The sequence below is a fragment of the Kitasatospora sp. NPDC048194 genome (genome assembly GCF_043202455.1).
Lineage (GTDB): Bacteria > Actinomycetota > Actinomycetes > Streptomycetales > Streptomycetaceae > Kitasatospora.
In genome coordinates this window covers 12,469-26,639 of sequence record NZ_JBIDAK010000031.1, presented here as the reverse complement: position 1 = coordinate 26,639, position 14,171 = coordinate 12,469, and the positions used below count along the sequence as shown (strand labels likewise).

Annotated in this window: 9 protein-coding genes; 5 read left to right on the top strand and 4 right to left on the bottom strand. The window is 73.2% G+C overall.

Going from position 1 to position 14,171, the window contains the following annotated elements; all coding sequences use genetic code 11:
• Window positions 1-139: 139 nt before the first annotated feature.
• Window positions 140-3,559: a BTAD domain-containing putative transcriptional regulator gene (locus ACGF07_RS28505; RefSeq protein ID WP_392903286.1), complete on the top strand. Its 3,420-nt coding sequence runs from the start codon at window positions 140-142 to the stop codon at window positions 3,557-3,559.
• 177 nt (window positions 3,560-3,736) lie between these two features.
• On the opposite strand, the gene ACGF07_RS28500 is transcribed toward ACGF07_RS28505, so the two are convergent.
• From ACGF07_RS28500 to panB, 3 genes are all read right to left on the bottom strand, one after another.
• Window positions 3,737-4,567, bottom strand: a complete 831-nt coding sequence (locus ACGF07_RS28500; protein WP_392903283.1) for an ABC transporter permease — start codon at window positions 4,565-4,567, stop codon at window positions 3,737-3,739.
• Window positions 4,564-5,592, bottom strand: a complete 1,029-nt coding sequence (locus ACGF07_RS28495) for an ATP-binding cassette domain-containing protein (protein ID WP_392903280.1) — start codon at window positions 5,590-5,592, stop codon at window positions 4,564-4,566. The genes ACGF07_RS28500 and ACGF07_RS28495 overlap by 4 nt, the downstream gene beginning before the upstream one ends.
• 218 nt (window positions 5,593-5,810) lie before the next feature.
• Complete coding sequence (panB, locus tag ACGF07_RS28490; protein WP_350743854.1) at window positions 5,811-6,680, bottom strand: 3-methyl-2-oxobutanoate hydroxymethyltransferase; 870 nt, start codon at window positions 6,678-6,680, stop codon at window positions 5,811-5,813.
• A gap of 281 nt (window positions 6,681-6,961) precedes the next feature.
• Between panB and ACGF07_RS28485 the strand changes: the two genes are divergently transcribed.
• The 3 genes from ACGF07_RS28485 (at window position 6,962) to ACGF07_RS28475 (ending at window position 10,686) form a co-directional block, all read left to right on the top strand.
• Window positions 6,962-8,566 (top strand): MFS transporter, encoded by a 1,605-nt coding sequence (locus ACGF07_RS28485; RefSeq protein WP_392903278.1) that lies wholly within the window; start codon window positions 6,962-6,964, stop codon window positions 8,564-8,566.
• 171 nt (window positions 8,567-8,737) lie between these two features.
• Window positions 8,738-9,379: a TetR/AcrR family transcriptional regulator gene (locus ACGF07_RS28480; RefSeq protein WP_350743852.1), complete on the top strand. Its 642-nt coding sequence runs from the start codon at window positions 8,738-8,740 to the stop codon at window positions 9,377-9,379.
• Between the two features lie 257 nt (window positions 9,380-9,636).
• Window positions 9,637-10,686: an endonuclease/exonuclease/phosphatase family protein gene (locus ACGF07_RS28475; RefSeq protein WP_392903275.1), complete on the top strand. Its 1,050-nt coding sequence runs from the start codon at window positions 9,637-9,639 to the stop codon at window positions 10,684-10,686.
• Window positions 10,687-10,782: 96 nt separating this feature from the next.
• Here ACGF07_RS28475 and ACGF07_RS28470 read toward each other — a convergent pair whose 3' ends face one another.
• Complete coding sequence (locus ACGF07_RS28470; protein WP_392903273.1) at window positions 10,783-12,543, bottom strand: NAD+ synthase; 1,761 nt, start codon at window positions 12,541-12,543, stop codon at window positions 10,783-10,785.
• Between the two features lie 175 nt (window positions 12,544-12,718).
• Here ACGF07_RS28470 and glnA point away from each other — a divergent pair, with 175 nt between their 5' ends.
• Window positions 12,719-14,080 (top strand): type I glutamate--ammonia ligase, encoded by a 1,362-nt coding sequence (gene glnA / locus ACGF07_RS28465; protein ID WP_350743849.1) that lies wholly within the window; start codon window positions 12,719-12,721, stop codon window positions 14,078-14,080.
• Window positions 14,081-14,171 lie beyond the last annotated feature (91 nt).

Below are 14,171 nucleotides of genomic sequence, written 5' to 3'. Positions count from 1 at the left end.
TGCCGGGCGGGCCGGTGGCCGGACAAGCCGTGCCCCGTGAACGTCCGAGGGCTCGCCGGCGGTTCCGTCGCCCGGGCCGCAGCGGGCGAGCCAGCACAATTGTGCGGCCCCGGCGTCGCCCATCGACCAGAATGGACCGGTGTACTACGGCATCCTCGGGACGACCACGGCCCACCACGACGACGGCACACCGGTCCCGCTCGGCGGGGCCAGGCTGCGGGCCCTGCTCACCGCGCTGGTCCTGCGCCAGGGCCGGCCCGTCCCGGCCGACCAGCTGGTGGACGAGGTGTGGGACGCCGAGCCGCCGCAGGACTCCTCGGCGGCGCTGCAGACCCTGGTCGGCCGGCTGCGCCGCACCGTCGGCCGGGACCGGATCGGCTCCGGCCCCGCCGGGTACTGGCTGACCGACCCGGCCACCGACGTCGCCGACTTCCAGCGGCTGAGCGCGGAGGGCCGGCGAGCCCTGGACGCCGGCGACCACGGCCTCGCCGCCGAGCGGCTGCGCGCCGCGCTCGCCCTCTGGCGCGGCCCGGCCCTGGCCGACCTGCCCGACCGCACCGGGCCCGCCGCCCGGCTGGAGGCCCAGCGCGAGGAGGCCCGCCGCCACCGGATCACCGCCGACCTCGGACTCGGCCGGGCCGCCGAGCTGGTCGCCGAACTCGCCGAGCTGTGCGAACGGCAGCCGCTGGACGAACCGCTGCAACTGCTGATGCTCCGGGCGCTGCACGAGAGCGGGCGCACCGCGGAGGCGCTGCGCCACTACGAGCGGACCAGGCGCACCCTGGCGGAGGAGCTCGGCGTCGACCCGGGGCGCCGACTCCAGTCCCTGTACGCCGAGTTGCTCGCCTCCGCAGAGCCGGTGCGGATACCGTCGCCGACTCCGACGGCACCCGCCCCGGCAGCCGCCCCGGCGCCGGCACCCGCCCCGGCGCCGGCATCCGCCCCCGCAGCCGCACCCGCACCCGCACCCGCACCCGAGCCCCCGCGCGCCGCGGGCAACCTGCGCGGCCGGCTGACCAGCTTCGTCGGCCGTGAGAGCGACCTGGCCGGCCTGCGCGAACTCCTGACAGCCGGCCGGCTGGTCACCCTGACCGGCCCCGGCGGCTCCGGCAAGACCAGCCTCGCGGTGGAGGCCGGCCGGGCCGAACTCGCCGCCGGCCGCTGGCCGGAGGGAGTCTGGGTGGCCGAACTCGCCCCGCTGGAGAGCCCGGACGCCGTCCCCGCCGCCGTGGTCTCCGCCCTCGGGCTGCGCGAGATGGTCCTCCACAGCAGTAGCAGCCTCGTCGCCGACGTGATCGAGAAGCGCGCCGAGGACCCGCTGCGCCGACTGGTCGAGCACTGCGCCCACCGCCGGATGCTGCTCGTCCTCGACAACTGCGAGCACCTGATCCAGGCGGCCGCCGACCTCGCCGCCGCCCTGCTCGTCGAGTGCCCCGGTCTCACCGTGCTCGCCACCAGCCGCGAACCGCTCGGCGTGCCCGGCGAGAGCGTGCTGCCGGTCGAGCCGCTGCCCGCGCCCGTGGCGCTGCGCCTGCTCGCCGAGCGCGCCGCCACCGCCCGCCCCGGCTACGATCCGGACAGTGAGCCGGAGGCCTGCGCGGAGATCTGCCGCCGCCTGGACGGCCTGCCGCTGGCCATCGAACTGGCCGCCGCCCGCCTCAGGGTGATGACGGCCGGTCAGATCGCCGACCGCCTCGACAGCCGCTTCGCGCTGCTCACCGCCGGCAGCCGCACGCTGCTGCCGCGCCAGCAGACCCTGCGCGCGGTCGTCGACTGGAGCTGGGACCTGCTGGGCAAACGGGAGCGGGCCGTCCTGCGGCGCCTGTCGGTGTTCGCCGGCGGCTGGCGACTGGAGGACGCCGAGGCGATCTGCGCCGACGGCGTGGAGGTGTCCCGCGACGAGGTCGCCGATCTGCTGCTCTCGCTGGTCGACAAGTCCCTCCTGGTGGCGGACCTCGGTGGCGGGGGGCTGCCGCGCTACCGGATGCTGGAGACCATCAACGAGTACGCCCAGGAGCGCCTCGCCGAGGCCGCCGAGACGGAGGCGACCGAGGGCCGCCACCTCGCGCACTTCCGTGAGTTGGTCGCCGCGGCCGACCGGCACATCCACGGACCGCAGCAGTTGCACTGGCTGGCCGTCCTGGAACGGGAGCAGGACAACGTCCGGGCCGCGCTGCGCCGCGCGGTGGACCGGCGGGACGAGGAACAGGCGCTGGCCCTCGCCCTAGGCATGAGCTGGTACTGGTCGCTGCGCGGGTACAGCCTGGAGGCCCGGGGCTGGTACGACGCGGTCGGCGCGCTCGGCCCGGACCCGTTCGCCCCGGACGCCCCGCCGCCGGTGCCGCTGGAGCGGAACGTCCTGGCGTACGGCGTGCCGATGCCCGAGGGTGTGGTCGAGGAGGCTCGCCGGCTGCTCGCGCTGTACCGGATGGTCGGACTGTTCGACGGCAACCTGGAGGTGATCGGCGACGAGGAAGTGGTCGCGGTCGCCCGGAACCTGCTGGACGTCTACGCCCGGGAGCTTCCCCAGGCCTACCGCTTCCCGGCGCTGATGCGGGTGTTCGGCGCCTTCCTGACCGGCCGCCTGGACCTGATGAAGAACCTGCTGGACGACGCCGTCGAGGGCTGCGAGCGCCACGGCGACGCGAACGACCAGGCGTTCATCCTGCAGCTCCGGGCCAAGATGATGAACGACTGGCCGGGCGGCGAGCAGCAGGGCCTCCTGGACGGCGAGCGCTCCCTGGAGCTGTACCGGCAGGCCGGCAACCTCTGGGGGATCTCCCAGGCGCTGGCAGCGCAGGGCGAGTCGCTGGCCAACCGGGGCGAGGTGGACGCCGCCGTCTCCGCGTACGAGCGTGCGATCGAGCTGGCCCAGGAGCTGGGCGCGCCGCACGAGGTGCCGATGCTGCGGGTGAACCTCGGCAACGCGCTGCTGGAACGGGACATGGAACGCGGGGAACGGATCGTGCGGGAGGCGCTGGCCTCCGTCGAAGCGCCGGGCATGCGCCAGACCGACGCCGGCGCGTGGCTGTTCGGCCACCTGACGCTCTGCGGGGTGCACGCCCACCGCGGTGACTACGCACGGGCGCTGGCCGAACTGGAGGCCCTCGACGAGACCAGGGTGGGCTTCTTCGCGCCGGGCGTCGTCTCCGGGCTGCTCAGCGCCTCCCGGGGCTGGATCACGGCCCGGGCCGGCGATCCGGGACGGGGGCTCGAACTGATCCGGGAGGGCCGCGGGATGCTGCGGTCGGCCATGTCCTCCTCCGGATTCGTCGAGCAGATGACGGTCATGGTGGTGCCGGCCGTGGCCGGGGTGCTGCGCGTCTTCGCCGAGCGCGACGGGGACCTGGACCGGGCCCGGCTCGCGGCCGTGCTGCTGGGCGCGTACAACGTGCTGAACGGCCCGAAGGGCGGCTACCTGGACCGCGCCGACCGCGAGCGGTCCGCCGCTGCCCTGCAGGGCCTGCTGGGCGACGCCGGGTACGAGGAGGCGTACGCCCAGGGCGAGGCCATGACGCAGGACGAAGTCCAGGACTTGCTCAAGGAGTTGATCGGCTAGCTCGGGCCGCGACCGGCCGGCGCGGGCCGTGGTCGGCCTCCCGGTCATGGGCCCGCCGGGCCGGTGTCCGTCCCCTGGTCACCGGCCCGACGGGCCCGTACGACGGCCGGCGCCTGTCCCGGGCGGCCGGCCGTCCCGTCCGCCGAGCGGCTCCGGGGCCGGCCGGCGGGGTCGGGCTCAGGTCCGCTTGCGGAAGCGGGCCACGGCGAGCGGGGCGAAGACCGCGGTGGCGGCGGCGGACCACACCAGCACGATCGTCACCGGGTGGGCCACCGCTCCCTGGCCGTTGAGCAGGGCGCGGGAGGCGTCGGCCAGCGCGGACAGCGGGTTGACCTTGGTGAAGGACTGCAGCCAGCCCGGCATGGTGTCGGTCGGCGCGAAGATCGAGCTGCCGAACTGCATCGGCATCAGGACCAGCATGGAGACGCCCTGCACCGCCTGGGCGCTCCTCATCGCCATGCCCAGCAGCATCGAGATCCAGACGATCGACATGCCGAACACCAGCGACAGGCCGACCGCGGCCAGCAGTTCCAGCACGCCGGTCTTCAGCTCGAAGCCGAGGACGAACGCGAAGGTCAGCAGGATCACGGAGGAGAGCAGGGCCCGCAGGGTCTCGGCGGCGATCTTGGAGAGCAGGACGGAGGACCGGCCGATCGGCAGGGTGCGGAAACGGTCCATCACCCCGGTCTGGAAGTCGCTGTTGAGGCCGGTGCCGACGGCCAGCGCCAGGGTCATGCCGGTCTGTCCGAGCAGACCGGGGATCATGAACTGCTTGTACTGGTCCTGGTCCCCGGCGAAGATGGCGCCGCCGAAGACGTAGACGAACAGCACGGTGAAGACGATCGGCATCAGCACGGCGTCGAACATCGACTCCGGGTCGGCCTTGATCCGCATCAGGTTGCGCCGGGTCAGCGCGCCGACGTGGCGCAGGTTCGCGGCGAGGCCGATCCGGCCGTCACCGGCCGGGCCGTCCTCGGCCCGGGCGGGGGCGAGCGTGGCGGTGGTCATGCGACGGGCTCCTTGACGGGGGCGGCGGTGTGGTCCGTGGCGGCGGTGTCGGCGGTGGGCCTGCCGGTGATGGCGAGGAAGACCTCGTCCAGGCTGGGCACCTTGGTGTCGATGCCGGCGATCGCAAAGCCCTTGGTGCCGAGCACGGTGATGACGGTGGTCAGCTGCTCCTCGCCGGCGATCGGCACCGCGAGCAGGCCGTCGTCGGGGGAGACGGTGGCGGTGGTGATGCCGTTCGCGTGCAGGCAGCGGACCATCTCCGGCAGTTCGGCCGGGCGCGCCGGGCGGACCTGGAGGATCTGGCCGCCGACCTTGGCCTTGAGCTCGGCGACACCGCCGTTGGCGACGACCCTGCCGCGGTCGATGACGGTCAGCTCGTCGGCGAGCTGCTCCGCCTCCTCCATGTACTGGGTGGTCAGCAGGACGGTGCTGCCCTCGGCGACCATCCGCTGCACCTCGTCCCAGACCTCGTTGCGGGTGCGCGGGTCCAGGCCGGTGGTGGGCTCGTCCAGGTAGAGCACCCGGGGGCGGCCGATCATGCTGGCGGCCAGGTCGAGGCGGCGTCGCATGCCGCCGGAGTAGGTCTTGGCGGGCCGCTTGGCGGCCTCGGTGAGCGAGAAGCGCTCCAGCAGCTCGGTGGCCCGGGCCTTGGCCTCGCGGCCGGAGAGGTCGAGCAGCCGGCCGATCAGGTAGAGGTTCTCGTAGCCGGAGAGCAGCTCGTCCACCGAGGCGTACTGGCCGGTCAGGCCGATGGTGCGGCGCAGCTGCTTGGGCTGGCGCAGGACGTCGTGGCCGCCCACGTACGCGGTGCCGGCGTCCGGCTTGATCAGGGTGGAGAGCACCCGCACCAGCGTGGTCTTGCCCGCGCCGTTCGGCCCGAGCAGCGCGAGCACGGTGCCCTCGCGGACGGTGAGGTCGACCCCGTCCAGGGCCTTGGTGGCGCCGAAGCGCTTGACGATGCCGTGCACCTCGACGGCGTTCCCGGCGGTTCCCCGCGTGTTCGGGGCGGTGGCGATTCCTGTCATGCCCCCAGGCTGTCCCGCCGCCCTGTCAGCCCCCTGTCACCGGGCCCGGGCACCCTGACGCCCCGCTGTCACGCCGCTGTCACCGCCGGCCGGGCGCGACAGCGGCCCCGCTCCGAGGGGTTCGGAGCGGGGCCGCCGGGAGCTGCCGTCTGCCGTCTGCCGTCTGCCGTCTGCCGTCTGCCGTCTGCCGTCTGCCGTCAGCCATGAGCCGTCAGCTGTCAGTGGAAGCTGTGCTCCTCCGCCGGGAAGGCGCCGGTGCGGACGTCCTGGGCGAACGCGCGGGCGGCCTCGCCGAGGACGCCGCGCAGGTCGGCGTACTTCTTGACGAACTTGGGCACCCGGCCCGCCGTCATGCCGGCCATGTCGGTCCAGACCAGCACCTGGGCGTCGGTCTCGGGCCCGCCGCCGATGCCGACGGTCGGGATCGCCAGCTGCTCGGTGACCTGCGCGGCCAGCTCCGCCGGGACGGCCTCCAGCACCACCGAGAACGCGCCGGCCTGTTGGACGGCCTTGGCGTCGCGCAGCAGCTGGTGCGCCGCCTCGTCGCCGCGGCCCTGGACGGGGTAGCCGCCGAAGGCGTGCACGGACTGCGGGGTGAGGCCGATGTGCGCCATCACCGGGACGCCGGCCTCGACCAGCAGCTCGATCGAGCGGGCGCTGCGCTCGCCGCCCTCCAGCTTGACCGCGCCGACGCCGGCCTCCTTCATCAGCCGGGCCGCGTTGTGCATGGCCTGGGCGGGCGACTCCTGGTACGAGCCGAACGGCAGGTCGGCGACGATCAGGGCGCGCTGGGTGCCTCGGACGACGGCGGCGGAGAGCATCACCATCTGATCCATGGTCACCGGCACGGTGGTCTCGTAGCCGAGGTGGCAGTTGCCGGCGGAGTCGCCGACCAGCAGGACGGGGATCCCGGCCTCGTCGAACACCCCTGCGGTGAGGGCGTCGTAGGCGGTCAGCATCGCCCACTTCTCGCCGCGCTGCTTGGCGGCGGCGAGGTCGCGGACGGTGACCCGGCGGTTGGTGACCCCGCCGTAGAGGGTGGTGGTCGACGCCTGCTTCTGGGCAGGCGAAGGCGAGGAAGCGTTCATCGAACGGACTCCTGAAGGGTTGTCGTCTCGTGGCGCCGTGCGGCGTCCCCGGATCCCCTCCATGCTTGCACGCCCCGGCGTGAGCGCAAAGAGGCGTGCAGGGGGCCGGGTGCGATCCACGCCACACCGGGTCGTCTCCGTGTCCGCCGGGCTTTGCCTCCATTTTACGAAACGGACTCGTCTCGTATCGTAAGTGCCGCTACTCTGGGCGCGGGGGGTTACGAGACGCATCCGACTCGCAAATGCCCGCCAGTGCCACATCACCACGGACGGGAAGACCAATGACCACCGCCGCCGCGCCACCTCGTGTGCCGGAAGCCATCCACCGCCGCCGCTGGGCGATCCTGGGCACCCTGGTGCTCGCCCTGCTCGTCGTCGTACTCGACAACTCGATCCTCAACGTCGCGATGAAGACCATCGCGACCCCTGCTCCGGTCGGCCTGGGCGCCACCCAGAGCGATCTCGAATGGGCGATCAACTCCTACACGCTGGTCTTCGCCGGGCTGCTCTTCACCTCCGGCCTGCTCGGCGACCGCTTCGGCCGCAAACTCGCCCTGCTCGCCGGCATGGTGGTCTTCGGCATCGCCTCGCTGCTGTCCGCGATGGCCGGCTCGCCCGGTGAGCTCATCGGCTTCCGCGCCCTGATGGGCGTCGGCGGCGCGCTCGCGATGCCCGCCACGCTGGCCATCATCATGAACGTCTTCGAGCGCGAGGAGCAGCCCAAGGCGATCGGCATCTGGGCCGGCGCGGTCGGTCTGGCCATCGCCATCGGCCCGATCACCGGCGGTCTGCTGATCGAGCACTTCTGGTGGGGCTCCGTCTTCCTGATCAACGTCCCGATCGTGGTCGTCGCGGTCATCGCGATGGCGATCCTTGTCCCCGAGTCCAAGGACCCCGACCCGGGCGCGCTCGACCCGGTCGGCGTGCTGCTGTCGATCGTCGGCCTGGTGGCGCTGATCTACGGCATCATCAAGGGCGGCGAGCTGGCCGACTTCACCGCCGTCGAGGCCTGGGGCCCGACCCTGCTCGGCATCGTGGCCCTGGCCGCCTTCGTCTGGTTCGAGCGCCGCACCCGGTTCCCCGCGCTGGACGTCACCTGGTTCCGCAACAAGGTGTTCAGCGCCTCCGTGGCGGTCGTCGGCGTGATCTTCTTCGCGCTGATGGGCGTGTCCTTCTTCGGCGTCTTCTACATCCAGAGCGTGCGCGGCTACAGCGCCCTGCAGGCCGGTCTGCTGATGCTGCCGCTGGCCGTCGGCCAGCTGGTGTTCGCGCCGCGGGCCCGGCTGGTGGTCGACCGCCTCGGCGTCGCCGCCACCGCCGCCGGCGGCATGGTGCTGGTCGCGGCCGGCTTCGTCGGCTACACCGTGCTGACCGCGACCACCCCGATCTGGGTGCTGATCGTGCTCGGCCTGGTCATGGGCACCGGCATGGCGCACGTCATGCCGCCGGTCACCGTCGCGATCATGGGTTCGCTGCCCCGCGAGAAGGCCGGCGCGGGCTCGGCCGTCAACAACACCTTCCGCCAGGTCGGCGGCTCGCTCGGGGTCGCGGTGCTCGGCGCCGTGCTGTCCACCGTGTACCGCGACGGGATGACCGACACCCTCAGCCACCTGCCCGAGGGGCTGCGCGACAAGGCGGGCGAGTCGCTGGAGGCCACCCTGGCCGTCGCCGACCGGATCCCGAACGGCGCGGGCAAGGCGCTGATCGCCCCGGCGAACGACTCCTTCATCCACGCCATGCACGTGGTGGCCTCGCTCTCGGTGGGCATCTCGCTGGTCGGCGCACTGGTCGCCTGGTTCCTGCTGCCGCGCCGCCTCGCCGCCCCGGGCGGCCAGGCCCCGGCCCGGCCCGGCCAGGAGCGGGAGACGGCGTCCGCCGACGCCTGAGCCGAGTCCGTCCGCCGACGCGCGAGGTCGGCTGAGCGACAATGGCCCTGCCGCCCGGTGCCCCCGGTCGGCAGGGCCGCGGTCCAGGGCGGGACCACCCCGCCCGCGGGCCGCCCACCGAAACGCCACGGCGCCCGCGCGCCCGGGGACAGCGAGGGAGAGACAGCGGGGATGAGGACGGACACTCCGAGCGCCGACACCGGGCGGCCCTGCGCGGTGGCCCGCCGCGGCCGGCCCCGCAGTGAGGCCGCCGAGCAGGCCATCTTCACCGCCGTGGAGGACCTGATGTCCGCCGGCACCTCGCTCTCGGAGCTCACCATCGAGGGCATCGCCACCGCCGCCGGCGTCGGCAAGGCCACCATCTACCGGCGCTGGCCCAACAAGGTCGCCCTGCTGGTCGACGTGGTCAGTCGGCTGGAGGCGCCGGTGCCGGAGCCGTCCGGGGGCAGCGCCCGGGACGACCTGATCGAGATGATCGACTACGTCCGCCGGCGCGGCCTGGCCAAGCGCACCCGCTGGGTGCTCAAGGCCGCCCTCGGCCAGATGCAGACCCTGCCGGAGCTGTACGCCGCCTACCACCAACGGGTGATCAAGCCGCGGCGCGAGGCCGGGCTCGGCCTGATCCGCAGGGCCGTCGCCGAGGGCGAGATCCGCGCCGACCTCGACCTGGACCTGCTCGGGGACCTCCTGCTCGGCCCGATCGTCTACCGCAGCATCCTGTGGGAGGACTCCGACCTGGAGGACGAGGACCTGGCCCGCAAGATGGTCGACGCCCTGTTCGACGGCCTCGCCCCGCGCCGGGTGCCCGGCTGACCGCTCACCCGCCGCCGCCCGGGCCTCCGGCGGACCTTCGCAGCGGACCTCCGCCCAGGTGTTCGATCGTGCCCGGCGGATCCGGACGTGGCCTGGCTCACCAAACCCGGCCGCGCCGCAACCCGCTCCCGCAACCGCGCGTCTGTCCCGGCATAGGCTGAGCCGGGTATCCGATCGAACCGGCACCAGTCCGGCACCCCGCGTACCCCGCGGAACGGCCGCCGGACCGGCGACGGCACGAGCGAGGGAGCCACAGCATGGCGCAGGCGGACAGCACCGACCGGACCGCGGACGCCGGGGGTACGGACACCGCCCGGGGCGGCCGGTCCGGCGGCTTCCTCGGCCTGCGGGACTGGGGCCGGGACGCCCGCGGCAGCAACACCTGGCGGCGCGGTCTGGTGATCGCGGTGCTCGCCGTGGTCACCGCCGTGCTGCTGGCCTTCCACGCCGAGGTGCCCAACAGCGTCGGCAACCTCGGCAGCCTGCTGGAGACCTTCCTGCCCTGGGTGGGCCTGGCCGTCCCGGTGCTGCTGGTGGCCGCGCTGCTGCGCCGCTCCGCCACCGCGCTGACCGCCCTGCTGCTGCCCGTCGCGCTGTGGGCCAACCTCTTCGGCGGTCAGCTGACCGACAAGAGCGGCGGCAAGGGCGACTGGACGGTGGTCAGCCACAACGTCGCCGCCGAGAACACCGACGTGCCGGGCACCATCCGCGGCCTGGTGGCCTCGGGCGCCCAGATCGTCGCCCTGGAGGAGCTCGCCGGCGGACACCTGCGGGCGTACGAGACCGGCCTCTCCGACGCCTACCCGTACCACGCGGTGGAGGGGACGGTCGGGCTCTGGTCGAAGTACCCGATCAGCGGGGTCTCCCCGGTGGACCTCAGGATGGGCTGGACCAGGGCGTTCCGGGCCCAGGTGGCCACCCCGCAGGGCCCGGTCGCGGTGTACGTCGCGCACCTGCCGTCGGTCCGGCTCAAGGCCGAGGGCGGCTTCACCGTCGACCAGCGGGACGTCAGCGCCCAGGCGCTCGGGAACGCGATCCAGGCCGAGCGGGTGTCCAGGGTCCTGCTGCTCGGCGACCTCAACGGCACCATGAACGACCGCAGCCTGGCGCCCGTCACCTCGCAGATGCGCTCGGCCCAGGGCGCCGCCGGGGACGGCTTCGGGTTCAGCTGGCCGGCCGCCTTCCCGATGGCCCGGATCGACCAGATCATGAGCAAGGGCGGGCTCCAGCCGGTGGACTCCCGCACCCTGCCCCGGGACGGCAGCGACCACCTCGCGGTGGCCGCCACCTACCGGTACGGCTCCTGACCCGGGCCGTCCGAGCGGTTCGGCCGCACGGGCCCGGGCCGCCCAGCCGGCCCGGCCTGTTCGGCCCGCCCAGCCCGTCCTGTCCGGACGGCCCGCTCAGCCCCGGCGCCAGCGGTTGGTGATCGGCAGGCGGCGGTCCCGGCCGAAGTTCTTCACCGAGATCTTCGGGCCCGGCGGGTACTGGCGCCGCTTGTACTCGGCGGTGTCGACCAGCCGGACCACCCGGTCCACCACGGCCGGGTCGAAGCCGGCCGCGACGATCGCGTCCCGCCCCTCGTCACCCTCGATGTAGCGGGCCAGCACGCTGTCCAGCAGGTCGTAGTCCGGCAGCGAGTCGGTGTCCTTCTGGTCCGGCCGCAGCTCGGCGGACGGCGGCTTGCTGATGGTGTTCTCCGGGATCGGCGGCACCTCGCCGCGCCGCTCGGCCTCCTCGTTGCGCCAGCGGGCCAGCCGGAAGACCAGCGACTTGTAGACGTCCTTGATCGGCCCGAAGGCGCCCACCGAATCGCCGTACAGGGTCGAGTAGCCGACCGCCAGCTCGCTCTTGTTGCCGGGCGCGAGCACGATGTGCCCCTCCTGGTTGGAGATCGCCATCAGCAGGGTGCCGCGCAGCCGGGACTGGAGGTTCTCCTCGGCGAGGCCGGTCAGCTCGGTGGCGCCGAGGTAGGCGTCGAACATCGGGGCGATGGAGACGGTCCGGAAGTGCAGGCCGGTGCGGCGGGCCAGCTCGGCCGCGTCGTCCCGGGAGTGCTGCGAGGAGTAGCGGGAGGGCATCGAGACGCAGTGGACGTTCTGCGCGCCGATCGCGTCCACCGCGATCGCGGCCACCAGTGCCGAGTCGATGCCGCCGGAGAGGCCGATCAGCACCGAGGTGAACCCGTTCTTCACCACGTACGCCCGGGTGCCGGAGACCAGCGCCGCCCAGATCTCCGCCTCGTCGGACAGCCTGGGTGCGATGCCGGCGGTCACAGCGGGAGCGGGGGCCAGGTCCCGCACCGGCTCGCCGTCCAGCTCGGCGCGGACCAGGTGCAGCCCGTCGGCCAGCAGCAGGCCGTCGGTGTGGTCGCTGCTGGCGGCCGGCAGGTCGAGGTCCAGCACCAGCAGGTGCTCCTCGAACTGCGGGGAGCGGGCGAGGACCTCGCCGTCCGCGCCGACCACGATCGAGTCGCCGTCGAAGACCAGCTCGTCCTGGCCGCCGACCATGTTGACGTACGCCAGGGTGCAGCCCGCCTCGGCCGCGCGGCGCCGGACCAGCTCCAGCCGCTGGTCGTCCTTGTTCCGCTCGTAGGGCGAGCCGTTGACCACCAGCAGCAGGCCGGCCTCGGCCTCGCGGGCGGCGGTGACCCGGCCGCCGTCCTGCCAGATGTCCTCGCAGATGGCCAGGGCCACGTCCACGCCGTGCACCCGCAGCACCGGCAGCTGCTCGCCCGGGACGAACCAGCGGAACTCGTCGAACACGCCGTAGTTGGGCAGGTGGTGCTTGGCGAAGCGGGTGACCACCTCGCCCCGGTGCAGCACGGCGGCGCAGTTCTGCGGCGAGCCGGCCGGGCGGCCGAACCGCGGCGAGGCGTGCTCGGAGCGCCCGAGGTAGCCGACCACCACCGGGACCTCGCCCAGCCCGTCGGCGGCCAGCCGTCCGGCCAGCTCGACCAGCGCCGCCCGGGAGGCGTCGACGAAGGAACGGCGCAGGGCGAGGTCCTCGACCGGGTAGCCGGTCAGGGCCATCTCGGGGAACGCGACCAGCTGGGCGCCGGCCTCGGCGGCCTGCCTGGTCCAGCGCACCACCTCATCGCTGTTGCGGGCGATGTCACCGACCCAGGGGTCGATCTGGCACAGGGCGAGACGGAGATTGGGCATGCCCCGAGTGTAATCGTCTAACTGACGCAATGTCCCCCTCGGGGGGTCCCGCGCGGGGGCCGGCACTGCCGGGAGGCGCGTTGATCGGCCATGATGGGGGCAATCGCCGCGCGGGGTCTCTCGGGGGCCGCCCGGGCGTAACACGAGCGTAAAGAGCAGAGGTGAGACTGTCCCCATGGGCAAGCAGCAGCAGTTCGTGCTTCGGACGCTCGAAGAGCGTGACATCCGGTTCGTCCGGCTGTGGTTCACCGATGTGCTCGGGTTCCTGAAGTCGGTCGCGGTGGCGCCGGCGGAGCTGGAGCAGGCGTTCGAGGAGGGCATCGGCTTCGACGGCTCCGCGATCGAGGGCTTCGCCCGGGTCTACGAGTCCGACATGATCGCCAAGCCGGACCCGACCACGTTCCAGATCCTGCCGTGGCGCTCGGAGACCCCGGGGACCGCCCGGATGTTCTGCGACATCCTGATGCCGGACGGCTCGCCCTCCTTCGCCGACCCCCGGTTCGTGCTCAAGCGCACCCTGGAGAAGGCCTCCGACCTGGGCTTCACCTTCTACACCCACCCCGAGATCGAGTTCTTCCTGCTGAAGAACCTGCCCGGCGACGGCACCGCGCCGATCCCCGCCGACCAGTCCGGCTACTTCGACCACACCCCGCGCGGGGTGGGCCACGACTTCCGCCGACAGGCGATCACCATGCTGGAGTCGATGGGCATCTCGGTCGAGTTCTCGCACCACGAGGGCGCCCCCGGCCAGCAGGAGATCGACCTGCGCTACGCGGACGCCCTGTCCACCGCCGACAACATCATGACCTTCCGGCTGGTCATGAAGGAGGTCGCGTTGGAGCAGGGCGTGCACGCGAGCTTCATGCCCAAGCCGTTCTCCGAGCACCCCGGCAGCGGCATGCACACCCACGTCTCGCTGTTCGAGGGCGACCGCAACGCCTTCCACGAGTCCGGTGCCGAGTACCAGCTCTCCAAGGTCGGCCGCTCCTTCATCGCGGGCCTGCTGCGGCACGCCGCCGAGACCGCCGCCGTCACCAACCAGTGGGTGAACTCCTACAAGCGCATCTGGGGCGGCTCCCAGCGCACCGCCGGTGCCGGCGGCGAGGCCCCCTCGTACATCTGCTGGGGCCACAACAACCGCTCGGCGCTGATCCGGGTGCCGATGTACAAGCCGGGCAAGCAGGGGTCCACCCGGATCGAGGTCCGCTCCCTGGACACCGGCTGCAACCCCTACCTCGCCTACGCCGTCACCCTCGCGGCCGGCCTCAAGGGCATCGAGGAGGGCTACGAACTCCCCCCGGGTGCCGACGACGACGTCTGGGCGCTCTCCGACTCCGAGCGCCGCGCCCTCGGCATCCAGCCGATGCCGCAGAACCTCGGCGAGGCCATCGACCTGATGCAGCGCAGCGAGCTGGTCGCCGAGACGCTGGGCGAGCACGTCTTCGACTTCTTCCTGCGCAACAAGCGCCAGGAGTGGGAGGAGTACCGCTCCGAGGTCACCCCGTTCGAGCTGCGCAAGAACCTCCAGGTGCTCTGAGGCTGGGCGCCGAGCCGGCGCCCAGCCGGCCGGCGCGCCGAGACTCCTCGGGCCCGCTGTCACCCGGGAGGGTGACCGCGGGCCCGCCGCG

Bases quoted from the DNA above. Each gene is read 5' to 3' on its own strand.
- ACGF07_RS28500 (WP_392903283.1), bottom strand. From the start codon at position 4,567: ATGACCACCGCCACGCTCGCCCCCGCCCGGGCCGAGGACGGCCCGGCC.
- ACGF07_RS28495 (WP_392903280.1), bottom strand. From the start codon at position 5,592: ATGACAGGAATCGCCACCGCCCCGAACACGCGGGGAACCGCCGGGAAC.
- panB (WP_350743854.1), bottom strand. From the start codon at position 6,680: ATGAACGCTTCCTCGCCTTCGCCTGCCCAGAAGCAGGCGTCGACCACC.
- ACGF07_RS28485 (WP_392903278.1), top strand. From the start codon at position 6,962: ATGACCACCGCCGCCGCGCCACCTCGTGTGCCGGAAGCCATCCACCGC.
- ACGF07_RS28480 (WP_350743852.1), top strand. From the start codon at position 8,738: ATGAGGACGGACACTCCGAGCGCCGACACCGGGCGGCCCTGCGCGGTG.
- ACGF07_RS28475 (WP_392903275.1), top strand. From the start codon at position 9,637: ATGGCGCAGGCGGACAGCACCGACCGGACCGCGGACGCCGGGGGTACG.
- ACGF07_RS28470 (WP_392903273.1), bottom strand. From the start codon at position 12,543: ATGCCCAATCTCCGTCTCGCCCTGTGCCAGATCGACCCCTGGGTCGGT.
- glnA (WP_350743849.1), top strand. From the start codon at position 12,719: ATGGGCAAGCAGCAGCAGTTCGTGCTTCGGACGCTCGAAGAGCGTGAC.